Here is a 26,840-nt window from a genome sequence, read left to right on the forward strand (position 1 = left end):
TCAGTCCATGCAAGTGAGCCTGCCCTTTACCGATGCGCACCAAGCTCCTCGGCGTTAAGTGAGCACTCTGTTGCGGGATTCGCTAGTACCTGAGAGACAGCGTGATCTAGCAACAAGGGGCCCTGTCTCAATCACCTTTCCAACATCCGATACATGACGTAGCAGTCCACCAGCCCCTTCGTTTTGTGGCGATAGGCCTTGGGCAACGTGCCGACGATCTCGAAGCCATGCCTTTTCCAGAGAGCCACTGCGGTCTCGTTGGTCGAAACCACCGAGTTGAACTGCATTGCCATAAAGCCCAACTCGCGGCCGATCTGTAAGGAGTGAGCGCATAAAGCACTGGCTACGCCTTGGCCGCGGGCGGCGGGTGCCGTCATGTAGCCGCAGTTGCAAACATGGTTGCCTGGGCCGGCAGCGTTGGGTTTGAGGTAATAGGTACCGAGAATCTGTCCGTCCTTTTCGGCCACATAGGTAACCTGCGGCAGCTCCACCCACAGTTTCCAGGCCATATCACGGTCCATGTCTGGATCGAAGGCATAGGTTTCCTGCGCCTGGACAACAGTCTGGATGATCGGCCAGACCTGGTCGAAATCGGCGGCGGTAAGGGGGCGGATATTCACGGGTACATCTCCTGATAGCGAGACGGAAAGCATTGCCGATCTTGCACCATACCGTCCAGAGGGCACGTACCCATCCACGGATAAAGCGCGCTATACCTAAAGCACCTGCTTCAGGAGTGTTCGCCATGCTGTGGAGTCAGTACGCCGAAACGCACGAAGTTTTCAACCAGGTGCCGCCGCTGGAAGGTGCCAATCTCTACCGGCTCGACCTGCCCTTGCAGGAAGGAATCCATCGCTACGGCGGTGGCTGGGCAGAGGAGCGGCTAGATACCTACGGGGCGCTGGCAGGCGGCCCGCTAATAGCCGCGGGTGTTCTCGCCAATGAGAACCCGCCGGTCTTTCACAGCCATGACCGTTATGGGCGACGGATCGACCAGATCGACTTTCACCCGGCCTATCACGAGCTGATGCGAACGGCTGTCAGACACGGTATTCCTTCCCTGCCCTGGACTCATCCGCAACCAGGAGCCCATGTCGCCCGCGCCGCGCTGATGTACCTGCACAACCAGGCCGAAGCCGGGACCAGTTGCCCGCTCACCATGACCTTTGCCAGCGTACCCGCCTTGAGGCATCAGCCAACCGTGGCCACCCAGTGGCTACCCAAGGTAACGGCAACGGTCTACGACCCGGCCAACGCACCTATGGAAGCCAAGAGCGGCGTGACGATTGGCATGGCAATGACCGAAAAGCAGGGCGGCACGGATGTCCGCGCCAATACCACCCAGGCGCACGCCATCGGCGCGAGCGGGCCTGGCGAGGCGTACGAATTGGTCGGCCACAAATGGTTCTGTTCCGCTCCCATGTGCGATGCGTTCCTGACCCTGGCACAGACGCCCCGGGGCCTGTCCTGCTTTCTGCTGCCGCGCTTCCGCCCGGACGGCAGTCACAATCAAATTTATATCCAGCGCCTGAAAAACAAGCTCGGCAACCGTTCAAACGCTTCCAGCGAAGTGGAATACCGTGGCGCACTGGCCTGGCTGATGGGTGAGGAAGGCCGTGGCGTGGCAAATATCCTGACCATGGTCGGTATGACCCGCTTCGACTGCATGATCGGCTCCAGCTCGCTTATGCGCCAGGCACTCACCCAGGCCCTGCACCACTGTGCACACCGAAAGGTCAGCGGCAAGGTGTTGGCTGAACAGCCGCTCATGCAGAATGTATTGGCCGATCTTGCCCTGGAAAGCGAGGCGGCTCTGGTATTGACGCTGCGCATGGCCAAGGCCCTCGACTGGCCCACCGATGAAGGCGAAGCGGCCTTTGCCCGATTGGTCACGGCGGTAGGCAAGTATTGGATCTGCAAGCGCGCTCCGGCCTTTATCAACGAGGCACAGGAATGCCTGGGCGGGGCCGGTTATATCGAGGACAGCATTCTGCCGCGCTTGTATCGCGAGGCACCGGTGAACTCTATCTGGGAAGGCTCCGGCAACGTGCAGTGTCTGGACGTACTGCGCACATTGTCACGCGAACCCGGCGTACAGGATGTCCTGTTTGACGCGCTCGATGAAGGCCGGGGCGACCCACTGCTGCACGCGTATGTCGTTCGACTCAAGCAGGAACTGGCCAGGCCCGATGACGCTCCCTACCGCGCTCGTCAGCTCACCGAGACCATTGCCCTCGCCCTGCAGGCCCGCTTGCTGCTTGATGCTGGCAACAACGCTGTGAGCGACGCGTTCCTTGTCAGCCGCCTGGGCGATGCGCGCGGCTGCGTCTACGGCAGCCTACCGACCGGTCTGGCTCTCGGCGCCCTGCTGCACCGCAGCCTGCCGCCAGCCTAACCGTACAGCCGTTGTGCCCAACGGTTGAAACCTTTGGGCACTTTCACGGCTCCTAACCTTCGGGACCATTCAGGACGGACGGTGGACGATGTGAGCCTACGGACACTTCTACTGATACCAAGGCTCCTCCTTGGAGGCGGCTACGTACAGGCACACGTGGTTACCGGTGCGCGGCCCGACAGTCCACCCAAGTGGCATGCCTTAGGCTCTACTCATGCCACAGTGGCCGCGACGTATGACATATCGGCCTTCCTGACACGGCTGACGCCTAGCCTTTTACGCTCACACGTATTGATCGACCCGCCACCGCCTTCGCACTACCAGGCCTTTACGCCTCTACCTCCTGAGCCTCCGCCCAAACTCACGCCCGTTTGACCTGCCCTTTTTCTTTGCTCAAACAGAGGCGTGACCATGATCTATTCCCGATGCCCGCCGTACCAGAGCCCAGCCTTCAGACTGGTCCATAACAGCCTTCCCGTTCGCCTGATGTCTACTCTGCCATGCGGCCTTGCCACATGGCACCTGCAAGGAGTCCTCTGATGAGCAAGCCCTATTTCAAACCTTATAATGCGCCCTCGGGTGGCTGGGGCTCGGCCTACTCCGTGGCCAATATCCTGCTCCGTGAGAAAGCCCCTTTCGTGGCCGGCATTTCGCTGCTCAAGCAGAACAAGCCCATCGAAGGCTTCGCCTGTGTGAGCTGCGCCTGGGCCAAGCCCTATCCGTCGCGGCCGCTAGCCTTTTGCGAGAACGGTGCTAAAGCCACAGCCTGGGAAAACACCAGTAACCGCTGCCGCCCCTCTTTTTTCGCCCGGCATACCGTGACCGAGTTGCTTAACTGGCGCGACTACGACCTTGAGCAGCAAGGTCGGCTTACGCACCCCATGCGCTGGAATGCCGAGACGGACAAATACGAGCCCATTACCTGGGACGTAGCCTTCCAAGAGATCGGCGATGAGCTCAAGGCCATGAGCGATCCAAATGAAGTAGTCTTTTACACCTCCGGCCGCGCCGCACTGGAAACCTCCTATATGTTCCAGTTGTTTGCCCGCCTGTACGGGACCAACAACCTGCCGGACAGCTCCAACATGTGCCACGAGAGCACATCCATTGCCCTGCCGGAAAGTATCGGCGTGCCTGTGGCAACCGTGACACTCAATGACATGGAAAAAACCGATGGCCTGTTTTTCTTCGGGCAGAACGTTGGCACCAGCAGCCCACGCATGCTGCACCAACTGGAAGAAGCACGGGAACGTCATGCACCTATCGTCACCTTCAACCCGATCCGAGAGCGGGGTCTCGAAAAATTCACCAACCCCCAATCTCCATTGGAAATGGCCACAGGCAAGGAAACCACCATCAGCACCCAGTACCATCAGGTCAACATCGGCGGTGACATCGCAGCCATCGCCGGTATGTGCAAGACCTTGTTCGAAATGGACGATGAGGCCATCGCTACGGGACAACCCCGTGTGCTGGACGCCGACTTTATTCGCGAGCATACCCACGGCCTGGAAGCCTTCGAGCAAAAGATCCGCCGCTATTCATGGACGGAGCTGGAACGCCGCTCCGGCCTGACGCGCGAAGCAATGGCCTCGGCCGCACGCGTCTATGCCCGCTGCAAGCGTGTTATCGGCGTTTACGGCATGGGGCTTACCCAGCACCGCCAGGGCGTACTGAACATCCAGATGCTGGTCAATCTGCTGCTCTTGCGCGGCAATATGGGCAAGGAAGGGGCCGGTATTCTACCCGTGCGCGGGCATTCCAATGTACAAGGTCAGCGCACCGTTGGCATTACCGAAAAAGCAAGCAAGGTACCAGCGGAAAACCTCAAGAAACAGTTCGGCTTCGAGCCGCCTATGGACGACGGCGTGAACACCGTCGAGGCTTGTGAAGGGATTATCGACGGATCGATGAAGGCCTTTATCGGTCTGGGCGGCAATTTTGTCCGCGCCGTGCCCGAGACGCTGCTGATGGAGCCTGCCTGGCGTAAGCTCAGGCTGACTGTACAGATCTCTACCAAGCTCAATCGCAACCATCTGGTGCACGGGCAGAAGTCTTATATCCTGCCCTGTCTAGGCCGCACGGAGATTGACGTCCAGGCTACTGGAGAACAGTACAACACCACGGAAGACAGCACCGGCTGTATTCGCGCCTGGCGAGGCGTCGCCAAGCCCGCCGCCAGTACTGTACGTTCCGAGCCGGCCATCGTGGCCGGCCTGGCCAAGGCCACACTACCGCCAAATCCCCGCATCGACTGGGACGCCTGGGTAGGCAACTACGGGCTGGTACGCGACGCTATTGCCGAGACGTATCCAGAGATTTTTCATGACTTCAACGTGCGCATGATGGAGCCCAGTGGCTTCCACCGTCCGCTAGGTGCCTCCGAGCGCAAATGGGCGACCGACACCGGCAAGGCTAACTTCATTACGCCGGACAAGCTTGCACCGGACGATGATATCGACCCGGACCTGCAAAAGAAGGACGTGCTGCAAATGATGACGCTGCGCAGCAATGACCAGTTCAACACCACCGTCTACGGTTACAACGACCGCTTCCGCGGTGTCCACGGCACCCGTGCGGTCATCCTCATGAACCGCCATGACATGACCCAACTGGGCCTGGAGGAAGGAGACCAGATCCAGGCGATAACCGTCGTAGAAGATGGCGTTCACCGCGAAGTCGGCCCGCTGCGCGTAACACCGTACAACATTCCCGAAGGTTGCTGCGCTGGCTACTATCCTGAGTGCAATCCGTTGATCCCACTTTGGCACCATGCCGAGCGCAGCAAGGTCCCAGCAGCCAAATCAATTCCGATCCGGGTACGCAAGATGATCGCCTTTACCGCTGGCGACATACCTTCCGAGCCGGATGTGCCGGCAGGCTTGGGCGCAGCGTAAGGTCTTAGGCCCGGTCAGGCAGGCGCTGACCGGGCCTAGCGATTCATCAGCCAAAGTACCGCCGAAATTACGGCACTGATCAAAATCATGGTCGTGATCGGAAAAAAGAACGAGAAATTCTCGCGCTTGACCACGATATCGCCAGGCAAATGGCCCAACGGAAGACGGCTAACCCAGGGCCATAACAAACCAACGGCGACGATCAGCAGACCGATGACGATCAGGGTTCGAGACATATCACCATCCGATACGAAAACCATGCCCAGACAGAAACAGCGCTTACTGCTCACCGTGCTTCTGACCTTTATCCTAGGACCTGCCCTGGCGGCCGATCAATCCAGCCCGTCCGACGAAACGCTCTCACCGGCTGATGCACGCCGCGCCATTACCGTTCTGCAAGACGACCAGCAGCGCGCCGAAGCCGTACGAGCGCTCAAGGCCATCGCTGACGCAGCACCGGCAACCACCGAGACGCCACCCCCTGACGAAACGACCGACACGACCGCGGCAGCACCCGACCCGGCCCCTGCCGCCACGCCTGCACTCGAGGCCAATGGCCTGATCGCCATCACGCTCCGGCAGATCACGCGCTGGGGGGACAGTCTTGAAAGCCAGCTCGGCCAGGTTCGGCAGGCCAGTCTCGAATTACCCGCCTGGTCACAGGCCAGCCTCAATAGCGAGAGCGAACGCCGTACCCTGAAGGAAGCGCTGATCGACCTGATTATCGTGTTTGCCGTAGGCCTCGTACTGGAGTGGGGTCTTTATTACCTGCTGGGCCACCCGCGTCGTTTACTAATTCGGCAGGCGGAAGCCGCCGAGACACGAGCCCGGCAAAAGCAGGCCGCCCTTGAGGAGCGGCAGTGCCGGGTGCAGGAAAAAGCCCGCACGGAGCAAGCCGCATGGGAGCAGGCAACAACCGTGAGCGGTACACGTCCTGCTCACGAGTCGGTAGCGCTGGTCCAGACGACCCGCGATGGCATCGAGCGGATCGAGGCGGTCCCTGTGGGCCCTGCCAACGCCGCCGCCGGAGGTCCTGCCTCGACGGAGCCGGCTCGGGCCGCTACGCCAGCAGGCCCCACCCACCCGGCGACCCAACCCACCCAGCACTGGGGGACGTTGCGCCGCTTGCCGTATGCCCTGGGCTCGCTGCTGCTCGACCTGCTGCCGCTGGTCGTGTTCTTTTGCGTGGCGGGTCTGATCATGCGGGCCCTCTCGGGTGATGAAACACGCGTATTGACGGTAGTCCGCGCTTTTGTCGGCGCCTACGTTACCACCCGCGCCACGATGGCCCTCATTCGCCTGCTGATTGCCCCGGCCGGTCAAGGGCTGCGTTTATTCACAGTCCGTACCGACATCGCCAGCGCCCTGGAGCGCTGGCTACGCTATGCCGTCATCCTGGCCAGCTTTGGCCTTGCCCTGGCCGATGCGCTGGAGGTCCTCGGCGCTGGCAAGGCCGGCCATCTGGCCATCGTTAAACTCTTCTCCCTGTTGGTGCACCTGTGCCTCGTCATCCTGATCTTTCGGCTCCGCACGCCTGTTGGTGCGATGATCGCCGCACCGGCCGAGGCGAGCGGAACAACCACTGCGCTGCGCAACTGGCTGGCCCTGGTATGGTCCTTTTTCGCCGCTGCGTTCGTCAGCGGCCTGTGGGTCGTCTGGGCTTTGGGTGTTGAAAACGGTTTTCCCAAGCTGATCAATTTCATCGGTCTTTCCGGTACCATCATCATTGCCGCCCGGCTGGTCGCTATCCTTATCCTGGGTGCCGTGGAGCGCGCCTTCAGGCCGCCTGAAGAGCCGGACAACGAAGCAGACAGCGCGCCAACATCAGCGATCCGCAGCCGTCTGGCCAGCCGCTACTACCCGCTCGCCCGTCACCTGACAACCCTGGTCATCACCCTGTGTACAGGTGTCATCCTGTGTCAGGTCTGGGGCCTGGACGCGCTGGGCTGGTTTGCCGGCGGCACCATTGGCCGCAGCCTGCTTTCGGCCCTGTTGACCATTCTGGTGGCGGCGCTCGTGGCTATCGTCGTATGGGAATGCGCCAACGCGGCGGTTCAGCGGCGCTTGGCCCTCTGGGCCGCGCAAGGCGATTTGGTCCGGGCGGCCCGCCTGCGTACCCTGTTGCCCATGCTGCGCAGCTTCCTGCTTATCGCCATCGTGCTCATCGTCGGCCTGACCGCGCTCAGTCAGCTGGGCGTCAATACGACACCCCTGTTGGCCGGCGCGAGCATCATTGGTGTCGCCGTTGGTTTCGGCTCGCAGAAACTCGTCCAGGACTTTATCACCGGCATCTTTCTGCTCATGGAAAACGCTATGCAGGTGGGCGACTGGGTAACCGTAGCGGGCGTATCCGGCACGGTTGAATACCTGTCGATCCGCACCGTACGGCTACGCGCCAGCGATGGTTCGCTGCATATCGTGCCCTTCAGCTCGGTGTCTACGGTCAACAACATCAACCGCGGCATTGGCAACGCCTCAGTACGGATCAACGTGGGCTACCACACCGACATCGACCAAGTCTTCGACACGCTCAAGGCGATCGGCGCCGAGATGCGGGAGGATCCAGCCTTCAAGGATCTGATCATCAATGACCTGGAAGTCTGGGGCGTCGATGCGGTGGACGGCTCGATGGTGACCGTGCTGGGCCAGATGCGCTGTATCGATAAGGGCCGCTGGGGCGTGCAGCGCGAGATCAACCGTCGCATCCTGAAGCGCTTTCGTGAACTCGGCATTACTATCGCCGATCCGCGCACCTATCTTGTCATGCCGAACAAGACCGCAGCGGCGGACCGCGCACCGACCCCTACGGCCAGCAATCCGCCCAGTCCGGAAGCAGGAGGTTAAACCTGTCAAGCTGACCTGCTAAATATCGCTGCACTATATCGCTGCACTCAGGTGACGCGCCTCGCCCCCGAATAACCGTGCATCAAGAGGTGCGGGGGCGCAGCGATACCTCCCACCACTTGGCGAAACGGGCTATTTCCGGGCGGGTGTCTCAGCTGTCTGGCCGGTCATACCCCTCGGCCAGATGCTGGTCTTTCAGCTTTACATAATTGTTGGCGCTGTACTGAAAGAAACCGCGCTCCTTGTCGTTCAACGGACGTGCCTGCTTGACCGGGCTGCCAACGTACAGGAACCCGCTCTCCAGCCTTTTGCCCGGCGGCACCAAGCTGCCTGCGCCAATGATCACGTCGTCCTCCACCACAGCGCCGTCCATGACAATGCTGCCCATGCCCACCAGTACCCGATTACCAATGGTGCAGCCATGCAGGGTGACCTTGTGGCCGACCGTGACCTCATCGCCTACGATCAAGGGATAGCCGTCCGGGTTGAACGGACCGGCATGGGTAATGTGCAGCACACTGCCATCCTGGATGCTGGTTCGCGCTCCGATGCGAATGCGGTGCATATCGCCGCGAATGACGGTCAGCGGCCAGACGGAGCTATCCGCGCCCAGCTCCACGTCACCAATAACCACGGCCGTCGCGTCCACAAAAGCACGCTCGCCCAACACCGGTGTTTTATTCTGGTAAGTTCGAATGGTCACGATAGATACCTTTTCTCATCCATTTGGGCTTGAGTCCTATTAACATGAGCTCCATATAGTTGTCTCTACGCTACTCGTATTCATCGCCCAAGGGGAACACCGTGAGCGCCAGCAATCCTCTGTTACAGCCCTACGACCTGCCACCCTACTCCGCGATCAAGCCCGAACATGTCGAGCCGGCCATTGATGCAATCCTGGCCGATAACCGTGCCGCCATTGCCGAGCTGCTCAAGACCCAGAAGGAAAATCCGACCTGGCAAGGGCTGGTTGTCGCATTCGACGAATTGAACGACCGCCTGGGCCAAGCCTGGAGCCCGGTTACGCACTTGAATGCTGTCTGCAACAACGCCGAACTGCGTACCGCCTATGAGGCCTGCCTGCCAAAGCTTTCGGCCTATTCCACCGAAATCGGCCAGAACAAGGACCTTTTCGAGGCCTACCGTAAGCTGTCCGAGAGCGAAGAAGCCAAGAGCTTCGATACCGCCCAGAAAAAGATCATCGAGAATGCCCTGCGCGATTTCCGCCTGTCCGGTATCGACCTGCCGCCTGAGCAGCAGAAGCGCTATGGGGAGATTCAGTCGCGCAAGTCAGAGCTGTCCAGCAAGTTCTCTAACCAGTTGCTGGATGCCACTCAGGCCTGGACCAAGCACGTCACTGACGAATCCGCTCTGGCCGGCCTGACCGACTCCGCCAAAGCCCAAATGGCTGCCGCAGCCCAGGCCAAGGGGCTGGACGGCTGGCTGATCAATCTGGAATTTCCTAGCTACTACGCGGTGATGACCTACGCCGACGACCGTGCCCTGCGCGAAGAAATCTATGCGGCTTACTGCACCCGCGCCTCCGACCAGGGCCCCAATGCCGGCCAGTTCAACAACGGTCCGGTGATGGAAGAAATCCTTGACCTGCGTCAGGAGCTGGCGCGCCTGCTGGGCTACGCCAACTATGCCGAGCTGTCCCTGGCCACCAAGATGGCCGAGTCCAGCGAGCAGGTTCTGAATTTCCTGCGTGATCTGGCCCAGCGCAGCAAGCCCTTCGCCCAGCGCGATCTGGATCAGCTCAAGGCCTTTGCCGCTGAGCAGGGCGTGACTGATCTCAAGAGCTGGGACACTGGCTACTTCGCCGAGAAGCTGCGTCAGGCCCGCTACTCGCTTTCCCAGGAAGAGCTGCGTGCCTACTTCCCGGTCGACAAGGTTCTCTCCGGCCTGTTCGCCGTGGTGCAAAAGCTCTACGGCATTGAGATCAGCGAAATCAAAGACGGCTTCGACAAATGGCATCCGGATGTTCGTCTGTTCGAGATCACCGAAAACGGCAAGCACGTGGGTCGCTTCTTCTTTGACCTCTACGCTCGCGCCAACAAGCGTGGCGGTGCCTGGATGGACGGTGCTCGCGACAAGCGTCGCAATGCCCAGGGCGAGCTGATCAACCCGATCGCTTACCTCGTCTGCAACTTTACCCCGGCCAGTGGTGGTAAGCCCGCCCTGCTGACCCACGATGAAGTGACCACCCTGTTCCACGAATTCGGCCATGGCCTGCATCACCTGTTGACCCGCATCGAGCATGCCGGTGTGTCAGGCATCAACGGCGTGGCGTGGGATGCGGTCGAGCTGCCAAGTCAGTTCATGGAAAACTGGTGCTGGGAGCCGGAAGGTCTGGCGCTGATCTCCGGTCATTACGAAACCGGCGAGCCGCTGCCACAGGAACTGCTGGACAAGATGCTGGCTGCAAAAAACTTCCAGTCCGGCCTGATGATGGTGCGTCAGCTGGAGTTTTCGCTATTCGACTTCGAGCTGCATGCCACCCATGGGGACGGCCGCAGCGTGCTGGACGTGCTGGAATCCATCCGCGATGAGGTCTCGGTCATGCGTCCGCCGGCTTATAACCGCTTTGCCAACAGCTTTGCCCACATCTTCGCCGGTGGTTATGCCGCAGGGTATTACAGTTACAAGTGGGCGGAAGTCCTGTCGGCCGATGCCTTCTCCAAGTTCGAGGAAGAGGGCGTGTTCAATGCCGAAACCGGCCGCGCTTTCCGTGAAGCCGTCCTGGCCCGCGGTGGTTCGTTAGAGCCCATGGTCCTCTTCGTCGACTTCCGCGGTCGTGAGCCGAGCATTGACGCCTTGCTGCGCCATTCCGGCCTTACCGAGGAGGCTGCATGAGCGGACCGGTTAAACGCTTCATCGCCGGGGCCGTGTGCCCCGCCTGCCAGACAGTGGACACGATGAAGATGTGGAGCGAGGATGGCGTACCGCACCGCGAGTGCGCCGCCTGCGGTTATGCGGACACGTTGGACGAGCGCGGCAATTCCGTTCCGAAGGAATTGCCCACGCGTGTTAATGCGCCCAAATCCCCCAAACCGGCTGCACCGCAGATCAAGGTTGCACAGTTCTATCCCAACCCCAAGCTGAAAAAGGACAAGGCGGACGACTGATGTGGCATATCACATGCGGTGACGTAGCGGCAGACAGTGTTCGCCAGGTCTTGGGCGACGAGATAGCAGCTGCCTTACTGCGCGTGATGCACGATGACATGGCGGTAGGACCCTTGCAGGACGTAGATCAGCCGCCCTGCTCGATTCGTGCTGCCTTCTGGACCTCGGTATGGCCAGCGGACATTCCGGTGGCCGACTTCTCCGGTGAGCTGTCTATTGAGGCCGACTGGTTAAAGTACTTGGCAAAGGCCGATCGCCCCGTAACGGTCTGGCATGGTGACAGCGCTTCGGAACAGCTTCTCCTGTGCCGAATTGCAGCTACTTTAGAGCATTCTTCTGTTGAGCTTTATGATGTTCCATGTGGAACAGGCATCAGTGCAACCAATCAACGTCGGGCGGTAGGAATGTGTTCGCCTGAGCAACTTCGAACCTTCTATACACCCCATCTTGTCGATGCCAAACGCCAGCGTGCATTGGCAGAGCAATGGCATAAGGCCGTTCGGGAAAACGCGCAGGTTCGCCGCTGGCGTGAGGGCGCGTTTCACGGCGAAGCCTTCGCTATGGTCGATAGCGTCCTTACCAGTCAATGCCCGTCGGAATGGGGGCCACTGGCACGTGTCATGGCAGAAACCATGGTACGCACCGAAGGTTTCTTCGCTTCAGATTTCTTTCTCTTCTGGCGTGCCCGTGAACTGGCTGCTCAGGGCGTGCTCGAACTGGAAGGCCCGGCCGATGCGTCTTACATGCATTATCGGGTGCGCCTGTTGCCTACCTGATAGCTATGAGCTGCTGGTAAAACGTAGCGGCAATGATAGCCAGATCACTCTTCCTGCCCGAATTTAACTAAAACGCCAGCGTCAAAGGGAAACGCTTTTACCATGGAGGGTCCCTTGTCCATTCGCCTGCTATTGCTTGGAATGCTGTTATTGACAGGGTGCGCCCAAGTAGCGGTCCCGCTTCCCTCTTCCGCACTGCCTGCTTCAGGTACACAACTCGCTGCGGATATTGCACCTTTCACCATCCAGTACCCTGGACGTTCGGGTTTTCGTCTGCTGGATTCCAGCACCGATGCCTTTACCGCCCGCGCCGAGCTGATCCGCCTGGCCCAGCGCAGCCTGGACATTCAGTACTACATCATTCACGACGGCGTGACGACCCGCATGCTGGTCAACGAGTTACTGATGGCAGCGGACCGGGGCGTACGTATCCGCCTCTTGATCGACGACACCAGCAGCGACGGCAATGACTATGCCTTGGCGGCCCTGGCGGCTCATCCCAATATCGAGATTCGGGTTTTCAACCCCGTGCGGGTGGGTCGCAGCACGGATGTCACCCGTTATCTAGGGCGCCTCCTACATCTGTCACGTCAACATCGACGTATGCACAACAAGCTCTTGCTTGCCGACAGCAGCATTGCCATCGTGGGTGGTCGTAATCTGGGCGACGAGTATTTTGACGCCAAGCCAGAGATGAATTTTACTGACCTGGATCTACTGGCAGCGGGACCGGTAGCTGCCCAACTGAGCCACAGCTTCGACCAGTACTGGAACAGCTCTATCAGCCAGCCCATCACAGGCTTTCTGCACCGCCCTCCGTCTCAGGCCTCCCTTACCCGCATGCGTCATGGTTTGCAACGCTATCTAGATAGCGAGCGGGTACGCGACTCGGCGCTCTACAACCGTCTGCGTCAATACGTGACAGCCCCGCGTCTGGAAGGCTGGCTGCAAGAACTAACCTGGGCTCATAGCAAGGCGCTCTGGGATGCCCCTAGCAAAATCGCCGCTGAGGGCGAGCCCCATCCTTCGCTGTTACTGACCACCCAACTACTGCCGGACCTGCAAGCAGTTGATCAGGAACTATTCACGGTCTCGGCCTATTTTGTGCCAACGGAAACGGGGCTGAAATATTTGAGCCAGGAAGCAGCCAAAGGCGTAGATATCCGGGTACTTACCAATTCCCTGGAAGCCACCGATGTCCCTGCGGTGCATGGCGGCTATGCACCCTACCGCGAGGCGTTACTGGAAAAAGGTATCCGGCTCTACGAAATGCGTGCTCAGGCGGAAAAAGAAACAACCAAGGCGTACAGCTTTGGACAGTCGCAATCCAGCCTGCACAGCAAGGCACTGGTGCTTGATCGCGAGCGCACCTTTGTTGGCTCTTTTAATTTCGACCCACGCTCAATTCTTTGGAACACTGAAGTAGGTATTTTGGTCGACAGCCCTGCCCTGGCCGCTCGCGTACGCCAGCTGATCCTCGACGGTATGGCGCCTGGGGTCAGTTATCAGGTCAAACGTATCGAGCGTGACGGGAAGGTACGCCTGGTCTGGCTAGAGGAGCGTAACGGCAAGCTGTACGAACTCCATCACGAACCCGGCAGCCTCTGGCGTCGATTTAACGCCTGGGTCGTACAGGCAGTCGGCCTGGAACGAATGTTGTGATTACCGTTGCGCCTGGTGTATGCACTCTAGAAAGGTTGCCAGCGCAGCCTGCTTGCGCAATCCACGGCGCATGACGCCAACCAGCTCGCGGTAAAACGTCAGCGCCCCAAGCGAAAGGATTCTAACGTGCGCCTGCCGCTCTAACAGCAGGCCAGCCTGGGGAATCAACGCCACCCCCAAGCCACATTCAACCATCCGTACGATGGCCTCCAGCTCATCCAACTCAAGGGCTTCCTTTACCGTGAGCCGCTGCGCCTGCAGGAAGTGGCTGACCTGTCGTCCGCCAAACGAGCGCCGGTCGTAACGCACGAACGGCTGGGCTTCCAGAAGCGTCAGCGGGTCATCGCCAGTTAAATCGAACGGCGTGATCAGAACAAAGGGTTCACGGTTCAAGGCCACTTCAGTCAGCTCCTTGGGCAGGTTGAAGGGTGGCTTGATCATCAGCGCCAGGTCTATCTCACCCGCATCTACCTGTCCGAGCAGATGCAAGGAAACCCCTGGGATCAGCTTGATATCGACCTGCGGCGCCTCGCGACGAAAGCGCATGAGTGCCTCAGGCAGCACGCCAGTCTGGACCGATGCAATGGCGCCAACCTTTAATTCGCCCTGCCAGTGAGCCACATCAGCCGGCGCCGCCATTTGCTCGTACAACGCCAGGATCTGCTCGGCCAATGGCAGTGCCTGCTGACCCGCAGCGTTGAGTAGTGCAGCACGCCCGGTGCGGTCGAACAAGCGCACACCCAGGTCCTGCTCAAGATGACGCATCTGTGCGCTTACAGCCGACTGGGTCAGGCCAACGTGCTGTCCTGCCGCCGAGAACGTGCCGTGCCGGGCTACCGCCATAAAAGTCTTTAGCTCACGAAGCATGTCCAGCCTCAAAATTTTTGCTGCTCGACAGCAAGAATATTCGTTTTTCCATCGAAACACGTGTGGCTCAGAATTATCTTTTCTCCTGTTGAGGCTGATGCTCATGGCACTCTCCCCGTTCCACTTGGCGATTCCTGTCTATGACCTGGCCGCTGCTCGGCATTTTTACGGCGACGTCTTCGGCTGTGCCGAAGGCCGCAGCAGCGCTCACTGGGTAGACTTCGACTTTTTCGGGCATCAACTGGTTATCCATGAACACCCGCGCACCGCAGCGCAGGAGCAAGCTCACACCAACCCGGTCGATGGCCATGACGTGCCTGTGCCACATTTCGGTGTGGTATTGGGGTGGGAGGAATGGGAGGCGCTGGCGGATCGTTTGCAAAGCCGCGGTACAGCCTTCGTAATCGAGCCGTATGTGCGCTTCAAGGGACAAGTAGGCGAACAGGCAACCATGTTCCTGCTCGATCCCTGCGGTAATGCCCTGGAGTTCAAGGCATTCAAGGATATCGGCCAGCTTTTCGCTAAGTAGGATTACTCGCCGTCCCGGTACGGCTCACTCAGAAAACGCAGCAGGCAGAGCCCGTGACCGAACGGGTCACGTACTGTAGCTAGCTCGCGGAAGGCCGAACGCTGTACAGTGCCTTCCAGAGTAGCGCCTGCCGCCAGAACACGTGCCAGCGCGGCGTCCAGATCATCTACCACCAGGTCCAAGTGTATCGGGGTCCAGTGCTGTCGATAATGCCGTACCTGACCCGCCGTCTCGCTACCTGCCGCTTTTTGCAGCAGATAGACCGGAACGGCGGCACCACCCAATTCCGCGACATAGCCGACGTTGCAGATGCAGGCCGAGTGCCTGGGTATAGAAGGCGATCCCGTGCTCCAGGTCATCAACATCTAGATTGATCAGTAGCCGCACCGTCATCAGGGCTGATCGCTCATCAGCGCAGGCAGCTCACGTGCCAGAGCGTCGAGTGCGAGCGGCTGACGAACATACCCGACGATTTCAGCATTTGGATTGACCAGCGCAAGGTTGGCACCATGATCAACGGTGTAATGCTCTTTGGTCGTGTCCGCCGGAATGAAGGGAATACCAATGGCGCTGGACAGCTTCTGGGTGTTTTCAAGGCTACTTGCCAGTGCCTGGAACCGAGGGTTGAAGAACTCGATGTACTGCTTGAGCCTCTCCGGCGTGTCCCGTGCAGGATCAACCGTCACAAAGGTCACGCCTAACCGATCGCGGTCCCGCTCTGGAAGTTTCATAAACAGCTGCCGCAACTGGGCCAGCGTGGCGGGGCAAACATCAGGACAGAAGGTGTAGCCGAAAAAGAACAGTCGCCACTGACCCTTCAGCGTATCGGTGCTGACGGCTTCCTTGTCCTGTGTGGTGAACTCAAGGGCTGGCAGCGGCTTGCTCTTGGGTAGCAGGATAATACCGGCTTCTCTCAATGCGGCAGGATCAGGGCCACGTTCAGCCTGGAAGGCACGATACCCCAGCGAGGCCGCTACGATCAGGGCAATAAGGGCAACAATGACAAGAGCAGTGCGACGAGCAGTAGTCATGGGCAGGAAACCTTGCTAGACAAAATACACTCAGGGTACTGGATGTACCCTCCCCTCGCACGACCCACTGCAGAAATTCACCGGCGAAGCGCTTAGAACACCGCACTGATCCGATCATGATTCGGCAGGCTCGTAACTGCGCGTCCTCAGCCAGCGGCAACGCTTGCACCTGACCGCGAGGCAGGGGCAAGGACGTCTCTAAGGCACGCTCGATAGCTGCCAAACCGCAGACATCCCGTCTGCCCGGCTCAGCGGTATGGTTATCCAGGAGAGGTCAACCATCTTGCCGCCGGACTGTTAGCAAGTACTAGGGCAGTCACGCTTTAGAACAAGACGCCTTCAGAGGCGGAAGGCGTCTACGATCCAAGTTTTCAATGAGGAAACTGCGAGACCAGCTCACGCAAGGCCGCCTCAGCGCCCATGACACGCTGGAGGCATTCCTGTGCCTTTTCCGGTTTGATGCCAAGGCGCTCATACAGCTCTGGCGACACGGCGCGTGCCGGCCCCTCACCAATGCCCTGGGCTCGCAGCAGATGAGTTGCCATGTACACCAGATTCGCATACACCGCGTGCTCGCCCTGATAGGTTGGGTCATTCTGGAAGCGCAGCGCCGCTACCAGTTCTTCTGGCATCTCCCAATTACGCATCAGCCAGGCTCCAATCTGCTCACGCGTGATACCGATCAGATGCTGCTCAATCTTTGTATGATCCAGATGCGGGTTGGCCTCCACATGGCGACAGATCAGAGAAAAATGCGGTGGAAACACATAGGCCAGTACAAGATAGCCAAAGTTATGCAACAAGCCGCCCAGATAGGAAATTCCCATTTCTGGCCGTAGCGCGCGCGGCATGGCACGCGCCAGCCCCTCGACAACCGCCGCAGAAAAGATGGCCTGTTTCCAGTAAGGCGTAGCAGTGTGTGGCCGATCCTTTGGCAAACTGAGCGTCTTGCCTAGCGTCAGCCCCAGCGCCAGGTTGATCACCAAATCAAACCCCAACACACGGACAATGGCATCTTCCACCGAACGGATTTTTCCCGGCGCCGCATAGTAAGGCGAAGAAGCCCAGCTGATGACCTGCGCGGCCAAAGCCGGATCGGTTTCGACAACACCTGCCAGATCATCCGTAGTCGCCTCAGGATTTACCCGCAGCTTGATGATCTTTTCTGCCGTCTTGGACAGCGGCGGAATCTCAAGCGTCTCGTCGAGTCGCTGTTGAATGCGTCGGGCTGTAAAAGTACTGACGGCACGGGCAATTTCTGTCTGGTCCTGTTCCGGACGGTCAAGGTTCGGATGAATGGTTTCCAGCGGCTCCCCAAAGCGCCCCGGATTAGCCTTCGTCAACAAGCGCCGGAAGTCTTCTGTCGACACCTCCAGCAAAACGCCCTGCTCGCCTGACTCGACTAGAAGGCAGCCATCATGAAGCAAGCGCTCGTCATACAGGCACGGTGCATTGCTCAACGTGGGCAACCCTGGCAGCACATTCAATTCGTGCTTGTTCAAAACACGCGTCAAGCGATCCGGGTGCATGACCGTTAAGGAAGATCGCCCCGTCATTTCCGACAGGCGGTTAAGATCCAACAATTGATCCTGGGGAAACAGCACCATCAACGTGCCCGCCGAATCGTCCAGAATGATGGTCTGCACCCGCTGGGCATGCTCTGGAATATCCGCTGTTACGGATACCTCACGGTAAGGAATGCCGAGCGTGTCCATTAGCTGCCTAATAGAATCAGGAGCATGAGGGGTGGGTTCAGAAGTGTGGGCTACGTCAGTCATGGGAAATCCGTCAGTCCAGATGCTTCCAGTATAACGACCTAAAATCGCTCTGGAACGCTACTGATCCATAGTTGTACAAGATTTGTCAAACTTGACCGTACTGCTGCCCATGGCGCAACCAACGTTCAAGCAAGGGACTCACATGAGCTGGCCACTTCGCCAGCAGGCGCTGTGCCGCTTCTCGTACCGCTGGTAGAAGATCGGCATCTCGCATCAAATCGGCTACCTTGAACTGCAAAAGACCGGTTTGCCTCGTACCCAGCATCTCACCCGGCCCTCGTAATTCCAAGTCCTTTTCTGCTATCACAAAGCCATCATTTGTCTCTCGCATGATGGCTAAACGTTCACGACCGATATGCGACAAGGGCGGATGAAAGAGTAGAACACAATGGCTGACCGCGCTGCCCCGTCCGACTCGTCCACGCAACTGATGTAGCTGGGCCAAGCCTAGGCGCTCCGGGTTTTCGATAATCATCAGGCTGGCATTGGGGACGTCTACGCCAACCTCGATCACGGTTGTAGCGACCAGCAGTTGCAGGTTTCCTGCCTTGAATTCCGCCATCACCTCGGCCTTTTCGGCAGGCTTCATACGCCCATGGATCAAGCCGACTTTCAGCTCGCCCAGCGCCAGCGACAGCTCTTCAAAGGTGGTTTCCGCCGCCTGGCAGGTCAGCTCTTCCGACTCCTCGATTAGCGTACAAACCCAATAGGCTTGCCGGCCCTCGTAACAGGCAGCGCGGACCCGCTCGACCACTTCCTCACGGCGGCTATCCGGCACGGTAACCGTATTTACCGGTGTTCGGCCGGGCGGCAGCTCGTCAAGAATCGACGTATCGAGATCCGCATAGGCGCTCATCGCCAAGGTGCGTGGAATAGGGGTTGCCGTCATGATCAGCTGGTGCGGACTCAGGCGACCCTCTACCCCTTTCTGGCGCAGGGCCAGACGTTGCTGGACCCCAAAGCGGTGCTGCTCATCAATGACAACCAGTGCCAGTCGTGAAAAATGCACTTCATTCTGAAAAAGCGCATGAGTACCGACGACCATCGGAGCCCCTGCTGCAATCCGCTCCAGCGAAGCCATCCGCGCCTTGCCTTTGAGTTTCCCCGCCAGCCAGACGGTTTCAATCCCCAACGGCTCCAGCCAGCGGGAAAAGTTGAGAAAATGTTGCTCAGCGAGGATTTCCGTCGGAGCCATCAGCGCGACCTGATAACCGGCCTCGATCGCCTGTAGCGCGGCCATGGCCGCAACCACTGTTTTGCCGGCCCCAACGTCACCCTGAACCAGACGCAACATGGGCTCGTCCTGAGCCAGATCGTAGGCGATTTCAGCGCCTACGCGCTGCTGTGCGCCTGTCGGCTTGAACCCCAGGTTGGCCAAAAACTGCTTGGGCAAGCGCTTGGCCGGTGGCAGAGGTGGCGCCTGCTGCGCACGCATAGTTTCACGCAGGCGCTGCAGGGACAGTTGATGAGTCAGCAACTCCTCGAAGATCAACCGCCGCTGCGCCCAATGATGCCCTTCGGCAAGCTGCTCAAGGTTAGCGTCTGGCGGCGGCCGGTGTAGATACCGCAGGGCTTCGGCCAGCGGGCCAAGCTTGTATTGCTGCGCCATCTCGGAAGGTAGCCAGTCCGGCAGGCTGTCCGGCCCCAATCGAGCCAAAGTCTGTTCAGTAAGCTGGCGCAGGCGCAGCTGGGTCAGCCCTTCGGTTGTCGGGTAGATCGGCGTCAGGGTCTTTTCCACCGGCGCGGGGGCATCATCGTTTAGCGCGCGGTATTCAGGGTGGTAAATCTCCAGCCCAGAAGCGCCCGGCCGTACTTCACCGTAGCAGCGCAGGTGCGTCCCGCGCTTGAAGGTATCCTTCTGCGCCTGGCTGAAATGGAAGAAGCGTAGGCTCAATGTGCCGCTGCCGTCCTGCAAGCGCACCAGCAAGCTGCGGCGGCGCCCCATGATGACGTCTGCCGCTGCGACCATACCCTCCACCACTGCGTCCTGCCCAGGGCGCAAAGCACCGATAGGCGTGACGCGGGTGCGGTCCTGATACCTTAGCGGCAGATGGAACAGGACATCCTGTAAATTTTCGAGTCCTACCTTGGCCAGCTTTTCGGCCACAGCCTCACCGACACCCTTGAGTGCCGTCACCGAAATGGCGGACAGCTCGGTCATGCGGGCTGTACAACTCCCTGAGCCTCAGGCCGTGCTATCGAACACAGACGCACCGAGTCCGCCAAAACTTCGATGGCGCGCGGTCGAGGGAAGCTAGCGCGCCAGGCGATGGCTACGGTGCGATACGGGGCCGGCGCATTAAAGGGACGCACCTCGATCACACCCGGCGCATAGTGATGGCTTTCCACGGCCGAGAACGGCAGAACGGAAACGCCCAGACCCGACGCGACCATATGCCGGATGGTCTCCAGCGAGGACGACTCAACCTGGGTGTGCTTGGATTCTTCGCCATGCTTGCGCACCGTTGGGCATGCTTCAAGGACCTGATCGCGGAAGCAGTGGCCCTCACCCAGCAAAAGCAGACTTTTGTCATTGAGCTGTGAGTTATCGATCGATTTCAACTCTGTCCAGGGATGGCGGGCCGGCATCATCACGTAGAACGGCTCATCGTAGAGCGGCTTGGTCAATACGTCCGGCTCGCTGAACGGCAGGGCGACGATGATGGCGTCGAGCTCACCGGTACGCAGCTTGTCCCGCAGAACATGCGTGAAGTTTTCCTCGATGTACAGCGGCATCTCCGGCGCGACCCGGTTCAGCTGGGGAACCAGATGCGGGAATAAATACGGGCCGATGGTATAAATGGCGCCTATCTTCAACGGTGCGCTGAGCTGATTTTTGCCTGCCTGGGCCAGCTCCCGAATGCTTTGGGCCTGCTCCAGCACTTTCTGCGCCTGGGCAACAATGCTCTCGCCCGTAGGCGTCAGGCGGACCGCGCTCTTGCTACGTTCGAAAATCAGTACGCCAAGCTCGTCTTCCAGCTTTTTCACGCCGACCGACAGTGTCGGCTGGCTGACATGGCAACGCTCGGCGGCACGGCCGAAATGTTGCTCTTGAGCAAGAGTCACGATATAGCGCAGTTCAGTGAGGGTCATGTCGAGTCAATCCTTAGCGCCGTCCCTGTTAGCGGTACAAAGTCAACGAGTCGACTCTGGCCGCACAGGCAAAGTGCAATTCCGAAAAGCGATGCGTTAGGTAGGCCAGCCGTTCCGGTTCGTTCGAAGGTTTGGTCAGTCAATGACCAATTGATAAATACTATAACCTTCCCAGCAAGGCGGCTGTGCGCTTTTTTGAGTCGTTCTTAGCGCTCAGGGTTGAGACCAAGGCCTTGAACCGTCAAGCTAACTCTTTCATTGGTACTTTATTGCAGAGATTGCGCCTATGTCAGCTGTTCCCCGCGTAATGATCATCGGCTGTGGTGATGTAGGCAGCCGCCTGGGTTTGCAGCTGCACGCTGCAGGCTGGCAGGTTCATGGCCTTCGGCGCACAGTTGAGCGTCTACCCGCAGGGATCCAACCGGTTGCTGGGGACTTGAACGCAGCGCTTGCACCGGCTGATTGGCCTCGCGAGCCATTGGATTACGTGGTGTACACTGCAGCCGCAACTACCCATGACGAGACAGGGTATCGAGCGGCCTATGTAGAGGGTCTGCGACACACTTTCGGCTGGCTGAAACAGCATGGCCAAGTACCGCGCCGCCTCTTGTTTGTTTCCAGCAGTGGCGTTTATGGGCAGCAGAACGGTGAATGGGTTGACGAAACATCCGCTACCGAGCCGAGCGGCTATACCGGACGAGTCTTGCTGGAGGCCGAGCAGATGGCTCAGGCCAGCGGTATTCCTGCCACAGCGGTGCGCCTGAGCGGTATCTACGGGCCAGGCCGGGAGTGGTTACTCAATCAGGTCCGCCAGGGCTATCGCGTCGCCAGCGAACCGCCGCTCTATGGCAACCGCATCCATGCAGGCGATGCTGCCGGGCTGCTCGCGTGCTTATTAAACATCGATAATAAAGGCGGAGCGTTAGACCCGATTTACATCGGGGTTGATGACGAGCCTGCCCCCCTCTATGAAGTCGTCACCTGGCTGCGTGAACGCCTGGGCGTCACGCACTGGGCTGAGGAAGCCACGGTCCGTCGGGCAGGCAGTAAGCGCTGCCGTAACGCCCGTGCCCGAGCTTTAGGCTGGAAACCACAATACCCAAGTTATCGGGAAGGATATACAGCTCTTCTGGAAAGCGCTTCAGTCAACGTGGCGAAATAACTCTGTTGCGGTGAACCGACACGGCGCGATGCTTTGCGGTTATTGCGCCCCATAGCTACGGAGTGAGCCGTTGGGACCAATAAGCGAACACGCATGGCACCGTGTCTTGCATGGAGCCACCCTTCGGGCCGGGTTACCTCCCTCCCGGCTTAAGCCAGGACAAGCACGCCATCCATTTCTACCTGGGCACCTTTGGGCAACGCCGCCACGCCAATGGCAGCACGGGCCGGGTAAGGCTGCTGGAAATAACGCCCCATTACTTCGTTCACTTTGGCGAAGTGGCTCAGGTCGGTCAGGAAGATATTCAACTTAACGATATCTGCCAGCGAGCCACCCGCCGCTTCAGCCACGGCCTTGAGGTTCTCGAACACCTGTACAGTCTGCTCCTCGAAGCCGTCTACCAGCTCCATGGTCTTGGGATCCAGCGGAATCTGTCCGGACAGGTAAACGGTATCGCCTGCCTTGATTGCCTGGGAATACGTACCGATGGCGGCTGGGGCCTTGTCAGTATGGATCACGGTCTTGCTCATGGAGTCGCTCCTTATCCAAGTGATGAAAACCTACCAGGATAGCCTGGCAGGTTTAGTCTAAAGGAGACCCGACTGGATAGGACGTTTTAACTGCGAACACGCGTGATACTGGCCACGCCGGACAAGGTTCGTAGCTTGCGGATAACACGGGCCAGGTGAATACGATCATGTACGCTCACAACCAGCTGGACCACACTGATCCGGCCGTCGCGCTCGTTCATGTTGATCCGCTCGACGTTGGCATCGGCTGAGGTCACGGTTGTGGCCAGCAGGGCAATCAGGCCACGCTGATGTTCCAGCTGAACACGCAGTTCCACGTTGAATTCACCAGCGACGTCTTTTGCCCATGTCAAAGGAATGCACTTTTCCGGGTTCTGACGAATCTCAGCGATGTTCTTGCAGGTTTCCAGGTGAACGACCATGCCCTTGCCTGCCGACAGGTGCCCTACAATCGGGTCGCCTGGAATCGGTGTACAGCACTTGGCATAGCTGAGCACCAGCCCTTCGGTCCCGCGAATAGCCAACGGCCCCTCGGTACGCGCTTTCTGCTCAGCCCCTTCGGCGTCGGCTGAGACCAGTCTTCGCGCCACGACATAAGCCATCTGATTGCCCAGGCCGATCTCTTCCAGCAGATCCTCCAACACTACGACCTTATATTCTGCGAGCACAGGCAGAATCCGCGGTAGGGAGATCTTGGACAGCTGCGTATCAAAATTGGAGAGCGCCTTGTTCAGCAGGCGCTCGCCCAAACTGATCGACTCTGACCGGCGCTGCTGCTTGAGGGCATGACGAATATTCGTCCGTGCCTTGCCGGTTACCACAAAATTCAGCCAGGCTGGATTGGGCCGTGTACCAGGCGCAGTAATGATCTCGACTGTTTCGCCACTGTTGAGCGGCTGGGAAAGTGGCGCAAGGCGGCGATTGATCCGGCAGGCGATGCAGTTGTTGCCGATGTCAGTATGCACCGCATAGGCAAAGTCCACCGGTGTAGACCCTTTGGGCAACTCCATGATGCTGCCCTTGGGCGTAAATACATAGACCTCGTCGGGAAACAGGTCAATCTTCACATTCTCGATAAATTCGAGGGAGTTGCCAGCACGCTGTTGCAGTTCGAGAATGCCTTTTACCCACTGGCGCGCTCGTGCATGGGAGTTCTTGGACTCCTCGTTGCCCGACTTGTACAACCAGTGCGCTGCGATCCCGTTATTGGCCATGTCCTCCATTTCGCGTGTACGAATCTGGATTTCAATGGGCACGCCGTGCATGCCAAACAAGGTCGTATGCAACGACTGATAGCCGTTGGCCTTGGGAATCGCGATGTAATCCTTGAAGCGACCCGGGATCGGCTTATAGAGGCTGTGCACGGCCCCCAGAACGCGATAACAGGTGTCGACCTTGTCGACGATAATGCGAAACGCGTAGACGTCCATAATCTCATTGAACGACTTACGCTTGCCGCGCATCTTTTGATAGATACTGTAAAGATGCTTTTCGCGGCCAATCACTTCACCCGGTAGCTCCTCGCGATGGAGGCAGCTGGTGAGCGATTCCTGGATCTTGCTGACAATCTCGCGGCGGTTGCCACGGGCTGCCTTGACGGCACGCCGGATGCGCTCGGCACGCATGGGGTGCATGGCACGAAAGCCCAGATCCTCAAACTCGGCATACATGTTGTGCATGCCCAGTCGGTTAGCAATCGGTGCATAGATCTCTAAGGTTTCCTTGGCGATGCGGCGGCTCTTCTCCGGCGGCATGGCATCAAGCGTGCGCATGTTGTGCAGCCGGTCGGCCAGTTTGACCAGGATCACGCGAATGTCGCGCGCCATGGCCATCGCCATCTTCTGGAAGTTTTCCGCCTGGGCTTCGGCCTTGGTCTCAAAATGCATCTGGGTCAGCTTGCTGACACCATCAACCAGTTCGGCCACAGTCTCGCCGAATTGCGCAGTAAGCGCTTCCTTGGCAATACCGGTATCTTCGATCACGTCGTGCAGCATGGCGGCCATCAGGCTTTGATGGTCCATGTGCATGTCGGCGAGAATATTGGCAACGGCGAGCGGGTGCGTCACATAGGGCTCACCGCTGCGGCGGCGTTGCCCATCGTGGGCTTGCTCGGCGTAATAATAGGCGCGGCGGACCAGGTTGACCTGGTCAGCGCCTAGATAGGACGCGAGCCGTTCAGAAAACGTGTCGATGGCTGGCATGGATCAAATCATCTCCTGCCGGCCCACGTGACGGCTCGTCGGTCCGGCATATTACAGCGCCTCGCTGTCAGCCTCGTTGTTGTCTTCGAAGGCAGCGAACAGCGGCTCTTCCTCAACGATATCTTCCTGACGAATAACCTCGTAATCAACCAGACCTTCGGCGATTTCACGCAAGGCCACTACGGTCGGCTTGTCGTTGTCCCACGGTACTTTGGGCTCTTTGCCGCCGGTGGCGAGCTGGCGGGAACGCTTGGTAGCGAGCATGACCAGTTCGAAACGGTTATCGACGTTGTCCAGGCAGTCTTCAACGGTAACGCGAGCCATGGTGTTCCTCGTGGCAATATGATCCCGGAGCGGGAGGACTGTGTAGTCTAAGAAAACATTCGGCCATAGGGAAGTGCCGTTTGGCTCATGACCGCTGGGCCAGTAGATCTTCCAGCAGATCGTCGTGCCGACGAAGCTGACGATCCAGGCGTAATTGCCGTGCGCGGAAGATGGATTTCAGGTCTTCCAGCGCTGCAGCGAAATCATCATTGATGATCAGGTAATCGTACTCGATGTAATGACTCATCTCACTGACGGCTTCCTGCATACGCCGTTCAATTACCTCGTGGCTGTCCTGCCCGCGGTTGGTCAAACGCTGACGCAGGGCCGACTGGCTTGGCGGCAGGATAAAAATAGACTGGGCATGGGGCATCTTGTGACGGACCTGCTGGGCGCCTTGCCAGTCGATCTCCAGGATCAGGTCATGACCCTCGGCCAGTGTCTGCTCGAGCTGACGCTGGGAGGTACCGTAATAGTTGCCGAAGACTTCGGCATGCTCAAGAAAGTCGCCATGCTCAAGCAAGGCCTGGAAGGCCGCTACGTCGACGAAATGATAGTTAACCCCGTCGATTTCACCGGGACGCATGGCTCGGGTCGTGTGCGAGACGGATACACGGACTTCAGGCAGAGCATCGAGCAGGGCCTTGACCAGGCTGGTCTTGCCTGCACCCGAGGGCGCCGAAACGATATAAAGGGTGCCAGGAAGGGCTTTCATGGGTAGGGCCTATTCGATGTTCTGCACTTGTTCGCGCATTTGTTCTATGAGGACTTTCAGATTGACCGCCGCCTGCGTAGAGCGGGGGTCGAAGGCTTTGGAGCCTAACGTATTCGCTTCGCGGTTGAGTTCCTGCATGAGGAAGTCCAGACGACGACCTGCCGCGCCGCCCGTCTTGAGCACTCGGGCCACCTCACCCACATGCGTGGTCAGGCGATCCAGCTCTTCAGCCACGTCACTTTTCTGGGCCAGCATGACCATTTCCTGCTCGAGCCGTTGCGGGTCGACCTCGACGCTCAGCTCGGCAAACCGGTCCAGAATCTTTTGCCGCTGTGCGGCAAGCATTTCAGGAACCAGCTCACGCAAGGCAGCGACTTCCGCCAGGATAGCCTGGAGACGCTCTTCGATCAGGCGTGCAAGCTCGACTCCTTCGCGGTGACGTCCAGCCTTGAGTTCGTCCAGCGCCGCCGTGAATAGCGTCAACGCTTCGGCATTGAGCGCCTGGGCATCAACACTGCGGGAAACGATAACACCGGACCACCCCAATACGGCGAGCGGATCAATCGGCGACGGCTGCTGAATCATTGCGGCCAGCCGTTCGGCCGCTTCGATCAGCTGACGGGCGCGCTGTTCGTCGATCTGCAAGCTGGGCGTGGCGCTTTCTTCGCTGAAGCGCAAGGTGCACTCCACCTTGCCGCGGGACAATCCCTGACGAAGCGCCTCGCGAACGCCGCCTTCGAGATCACGAAATGCCTCAGGCAGACGCAGGTGAGGCTCCAGGTAGCGATGATTGACCGAACGCAGCTCCCAGCTTAGCGTCCCGTATACGCCCGCGCGCTCGACGCGGGCGAAGGCCGTCATGCTATGCACCATGAAATGTCCTCGCTTAAGCAATGCGGCACGCTCGA

At 59.0% G+C, this 26,840-nt stretch carries 23 protein-coding genes; 9 read left to right on the plus strand and 14 right to left on the minus strand.

Annotated elements, in window-relative coordinates:
- Positions 1-131: 131 nt before the first annotated feature.
- Entirely contained in the window at positions 132-620 is a 489-nt protein-coding gene (locus tag IQ22_RS03820) for a GNAT family N-acetyltransferase (RefSeq protein ID WP_425298836.1), read from the minus strand.
- Positions 621-745: 125 nt separating this feature from the next.
- On the opposite strand from IQ22_RS03820, the gene IQ22_RS03825 reads away from it, so the two are divergent.
- Entirely contained in the window at positions 746-2,395 is a 1,650-nt protein-coding gene (locus IQ22_RS03825) for an isovaleryl-CoA dehydrogenase (RefSeq protein WP_145138301.1), read from the plus strand.
- A gap of 539 nt (positions 2,396-2,934) precedes the next feature.
- Entirely contained in the window at positions 2,935-5,292 is a 2,358-nt protein-coding gene (locus tag IQ22_RS03830; RefSeq protein ID WP_145138304.1) for an FdhF/YdeP family oxidoreductase, read from the plus strand.
- Positions 5,293-5,327: 35 nt separating this feature from the next.
- Here IQ22_RS03830 and IQ22_RS03835 read toward each other — a convergent pair whose 3' ends face one another.
- On the minus strand, positions 5,328-5,528 hold the full coding sequence (locus IQ22_RS03835) for a DUF2905 domain-containing protein (RefSeq protein ID WP_145138307.1): 201 nt from the start codon (positions 5,526-5,528) through the stop codon (positions 5,328-5,330).
- Between the two features lie 22 nt (positions 5,529-5,550).
- On the opposite strand from IQ22_RS03835, the gene IQ22_RS03840 reads away from it, so the two are divergent.
- Positions 5,551-8,136 carry a mechanosensitive ion channel domain-containing protein gene (locus IQ22_RS03840; protein WP_145138310.1) on the plus strand — a complete coding sequence of 862 codons (2,586 nt, stop codon included), beginning with the start codon at positions 5,551-5,553 and terminating at the stop codon, positions 8,134-8,136.
- Between the two features lie 151 nt (positions 8,137-8,287).
- On the opposite strand, the gene IQ22_RS03845 is transcribed toward IQ22_RS03840, so the two are convergent.
- On the minus strand, positions 8,288-8,839 hold the full coding sequence (locus IQ22_RS03845) for a gamma carbonic anhydrase family protein (RefSeq protein WP_145138313.1): 552 nt from the start codon (positions 8,837-8,839) through the stop codon (positions 8,288-8,290).
- Positions 8,840-8,940: 101 nt separating this feature from the next.
- Here IQ22_RS03845 and prlC point away from each other — a divergent pair, with 101 nt between their 5' ends.
- The 4 genes from prlC (at position 8,941) to IQ22_RS03865 (ending at position 13,702) form a co-directional block, all read left to right on the plus strand.
- On the plus strand, positions 8,941-10,992 hold the full coding sequence (gene prlC, locus IQ22_RS03850; protein WP_145138315.1) for an oligopeptidase A: 2,052 nt from the start codon (positions 8,941-8,943) through the stop codon (positions 10,990-10,992).
- A complete protein-coding gene (locus tag IQ22_RS03855; protein ID WP_145138318.1) occupies positions 10,989-11,264 on the plus strand; it encodes a YheV family putative zinc ribbon protein in 276 nt (91 codons plus the stop codon). The genes prlC and IQ22_RS03855 overlap by 4 nt, the downstream gene beginning before the upstream one ends.
- Entirely contained in the window at positions 11,264-12,040 is a 777-nt protein-coding gene (locus IQ22_RS03860) for a DUF1835 domain-containing protein (protein ID WP_145138321.1), read from the plus strand. Before IQ22_RS03855 ends, IQ22_RS03860 begins: the two co-directional genes overlap by 1 nt.
- Before the next feature lie 102 nt (positions 12,041-12,142).
- The gene (locus IQ22_RS03865; protein WP_145138324.1) at positions 12,143-13,702 is read left to right on the plus strand and encodes a phospholipase D family protein; all 1,560 of its coding nucleotides are present in this window, start codon (positions 12,143-12,145) and stop codon (positions 13,700-13,702) included.
- On the opposite strand, the gene IQ22_RS03870 is transcribed toward IQ22_RS03865, so the two are convergent.
- Positions 13,703-14,569, minus strand: a complete 867-nt coding sequence (locus tag IQ22_RS03870; RefSeq protein WP_145138327.1) for a LysR family transcriptional regulator — start codon at positions 14,567-14,569, stop codon at positions 13,703-13,705. It lies immediately after the preceding gene.
- A gap of 103 nt (positions 14,570-14,672) precedes the next feature.
- Here IQ22_RS03870 and IQ22_RS03875 point away from each other — a divergent pair, with 103 nt between their 5' ends.
- Complete coding sequence (locus tag IQ22_RS03875) at positions 14,673-15,098, plus strand: VOC family protein (protein WP_145138330.1); 426 nt, start codon at positions 14,673-14,675, stop codon at positions 15,096-15,098.
- Positions 15,099-15,100: 2 nt separating this feature from the next.
- On the opposite strand, the gene IQ22_RS03880 is transcribed toward IQ22_RS03875, so the two are convergent.
- From IQ22_RS03880 to IQ22_RS03900, 5 genes are all read right to left on the minus strand, one after another.
- Positions 15,101-15,463 carry a VOC family protein gene (locus tag IQ22_RS03880; protein WP_342212448.1) on the minus strand — a complete coding sequence of 121 codons (363 nt, stop codon included), beginning with the start codon at positions 15,461-15,463 and terminating at the stop codon, positions 15,101-15,103.
- Positions 15,464-15,490: 27 nt separating this feature from the next.
- A complete protein-coding gene (locus tag IQ22_RS03885) occupies positions 15,491-16,129 on the minus strand; it encodes an SCO family protein (RefSeq protein WP_145138332.1) in 639 nt (212 codons plus the stop codon).
- Between the two features lie 371 nt (positions 16,130-16,500).
- Positions 16,501-17,907: an aminoacyl-tRNA deacylase and HDOD domain-containing protein gene (locus IQ22_RS03890; RefSeq protein WP_145138334.1), complete on the minus strand. Its 1,407-nt coding sequence runs from the start codon at positions 17,905-17,907 to the stop codon at positions 16,501-16,503.
- Between the two features lie 85 nt (positions 17,908-17,992).
- Positions 17,993-20,068: an ATP-dependent DNA helicase RecG gene (recG, locus tag IQ22_RS03895; RefSeq protein WP_145138337.1), complete on the minus strand. Its 2,076-nt coding sequence runs from the start codon at positions 20,066-20,068 to the stop codon at positions 17,993-17,995.
- Complete coding sequence (locus IQ22_RS03900; RefSeq protein ID WP_145138340.1) at positions 20,065-21,000, minus strand: hydrogen peroxide-inducible genes activator; 936 nt, start codon at positions 20,998-21,000, stop codon at positions 20,065-20,067. The genes recG and IQ22_RS03900 overlap by 4 nt, the downstream gene beginning before the upstream one ends.
- A gap of 286 nt (positions 21,001-21,286) precedes the next feature.
- Between IQ22_RS03900 and IQ22_RS03905 the strand changes: the two genes are divergently transcribed.
- The gene (locus tag IQ22_RS03905; RefSeq protein WP_145138343.1) at positions 21,287-22,162 is read left to right on the plus strand and encodes an SDR family oxidoreductase; all 876 of its coding nucleotides are present in this window, start codon (positions 21,287-21,289) and stop codon (positions 22,160-22,162) included.
- A gap of 149 nt (positions 22,163-22,311) precedes the next feature.
- Here the strand turns inward: IQ22_RS03905 and IQ22_RS03910 are convergent, their stop codons facing one another.
- From IQ22_RS03910 to IQ22_RS03930, 5 genes are all read right to left on the minus strand, one after another.
- Positions 22,312-22,692: a RidA family protein gene (locus IQ22_RS03910; protein ID WP_145138346.1), complete on the minus strand. Its 381-nt coding sequence runs from the start codon at positions 22,690-22,692 to the stop codon at positions 22,312-22,314.
- Positions 22,693-22,778: 86 nt separating this feature from the next.
- A complete protein-coding gene (gene spoT / locus IQ22_RS03915; RefSeq protein WP_145138349.1) occupies positions 22,779-24,893 on the minus strand; it encodes a bifunctional GTP diphosphokinase/guanosine-3',5'-bis pyrophosphate 3'-pyrophosphohydrolase in 2,115 nt (704 codons plus the stop codon).
- A 51-nt stretch (positions 24,894-24,944) separates the two neighbouring features.
- The gene (gene rpoZ, locus IQ22_RS03920) at positions 24,945-25,217 is read right to left on the minus strand and encodes a DNA-directed RNA polymerase subunit omega (RefSeq protein ID WP_145138351.1); all 273 of its coding nucleotides are present in this window, start codon (positions 25,215-25,217) and stop codon (positions 24,945-24,947) included.
- Positions 25,218-25,302: 85 nt separating this feature from the next.
- Positions 25,303-25,932, minus strand: coding sequence for a guanylate kinase (gene gmk / locus IQ22_RS03925; protein ID WP_145138354.1), 630 nt, complete (start codon positions 25,930-25,932; stop codon positions 25,303-25,305).
- Between the two features lie 9 nt (positions 25,933-25,941).
- The gene (locus IQ22_RS03930; protein ID WP_145138357.1) at positions 25,942-26,805 is read right to left on the minus strand and encodes a YicC/YloC family endoribonuclease; all 864 of its coding nucleotides are present in this window, start codon (positions 26,803-26,805) and stop codon (positions 25,942-25,944) included.
- Positions 26,806-26,840: the final 35 nt, after the last annotated feature.

It is taken from the genome of Pseudomonas duriflava, from assembly GCF_007830155.1.
Classification (GTDB): Bacteria; Pseudomonadota; Gammaproteobacteria; order Pseudomonadales; family Pseudomonadaceae; genus Chryseomonas; species Chryseomonas duriflava.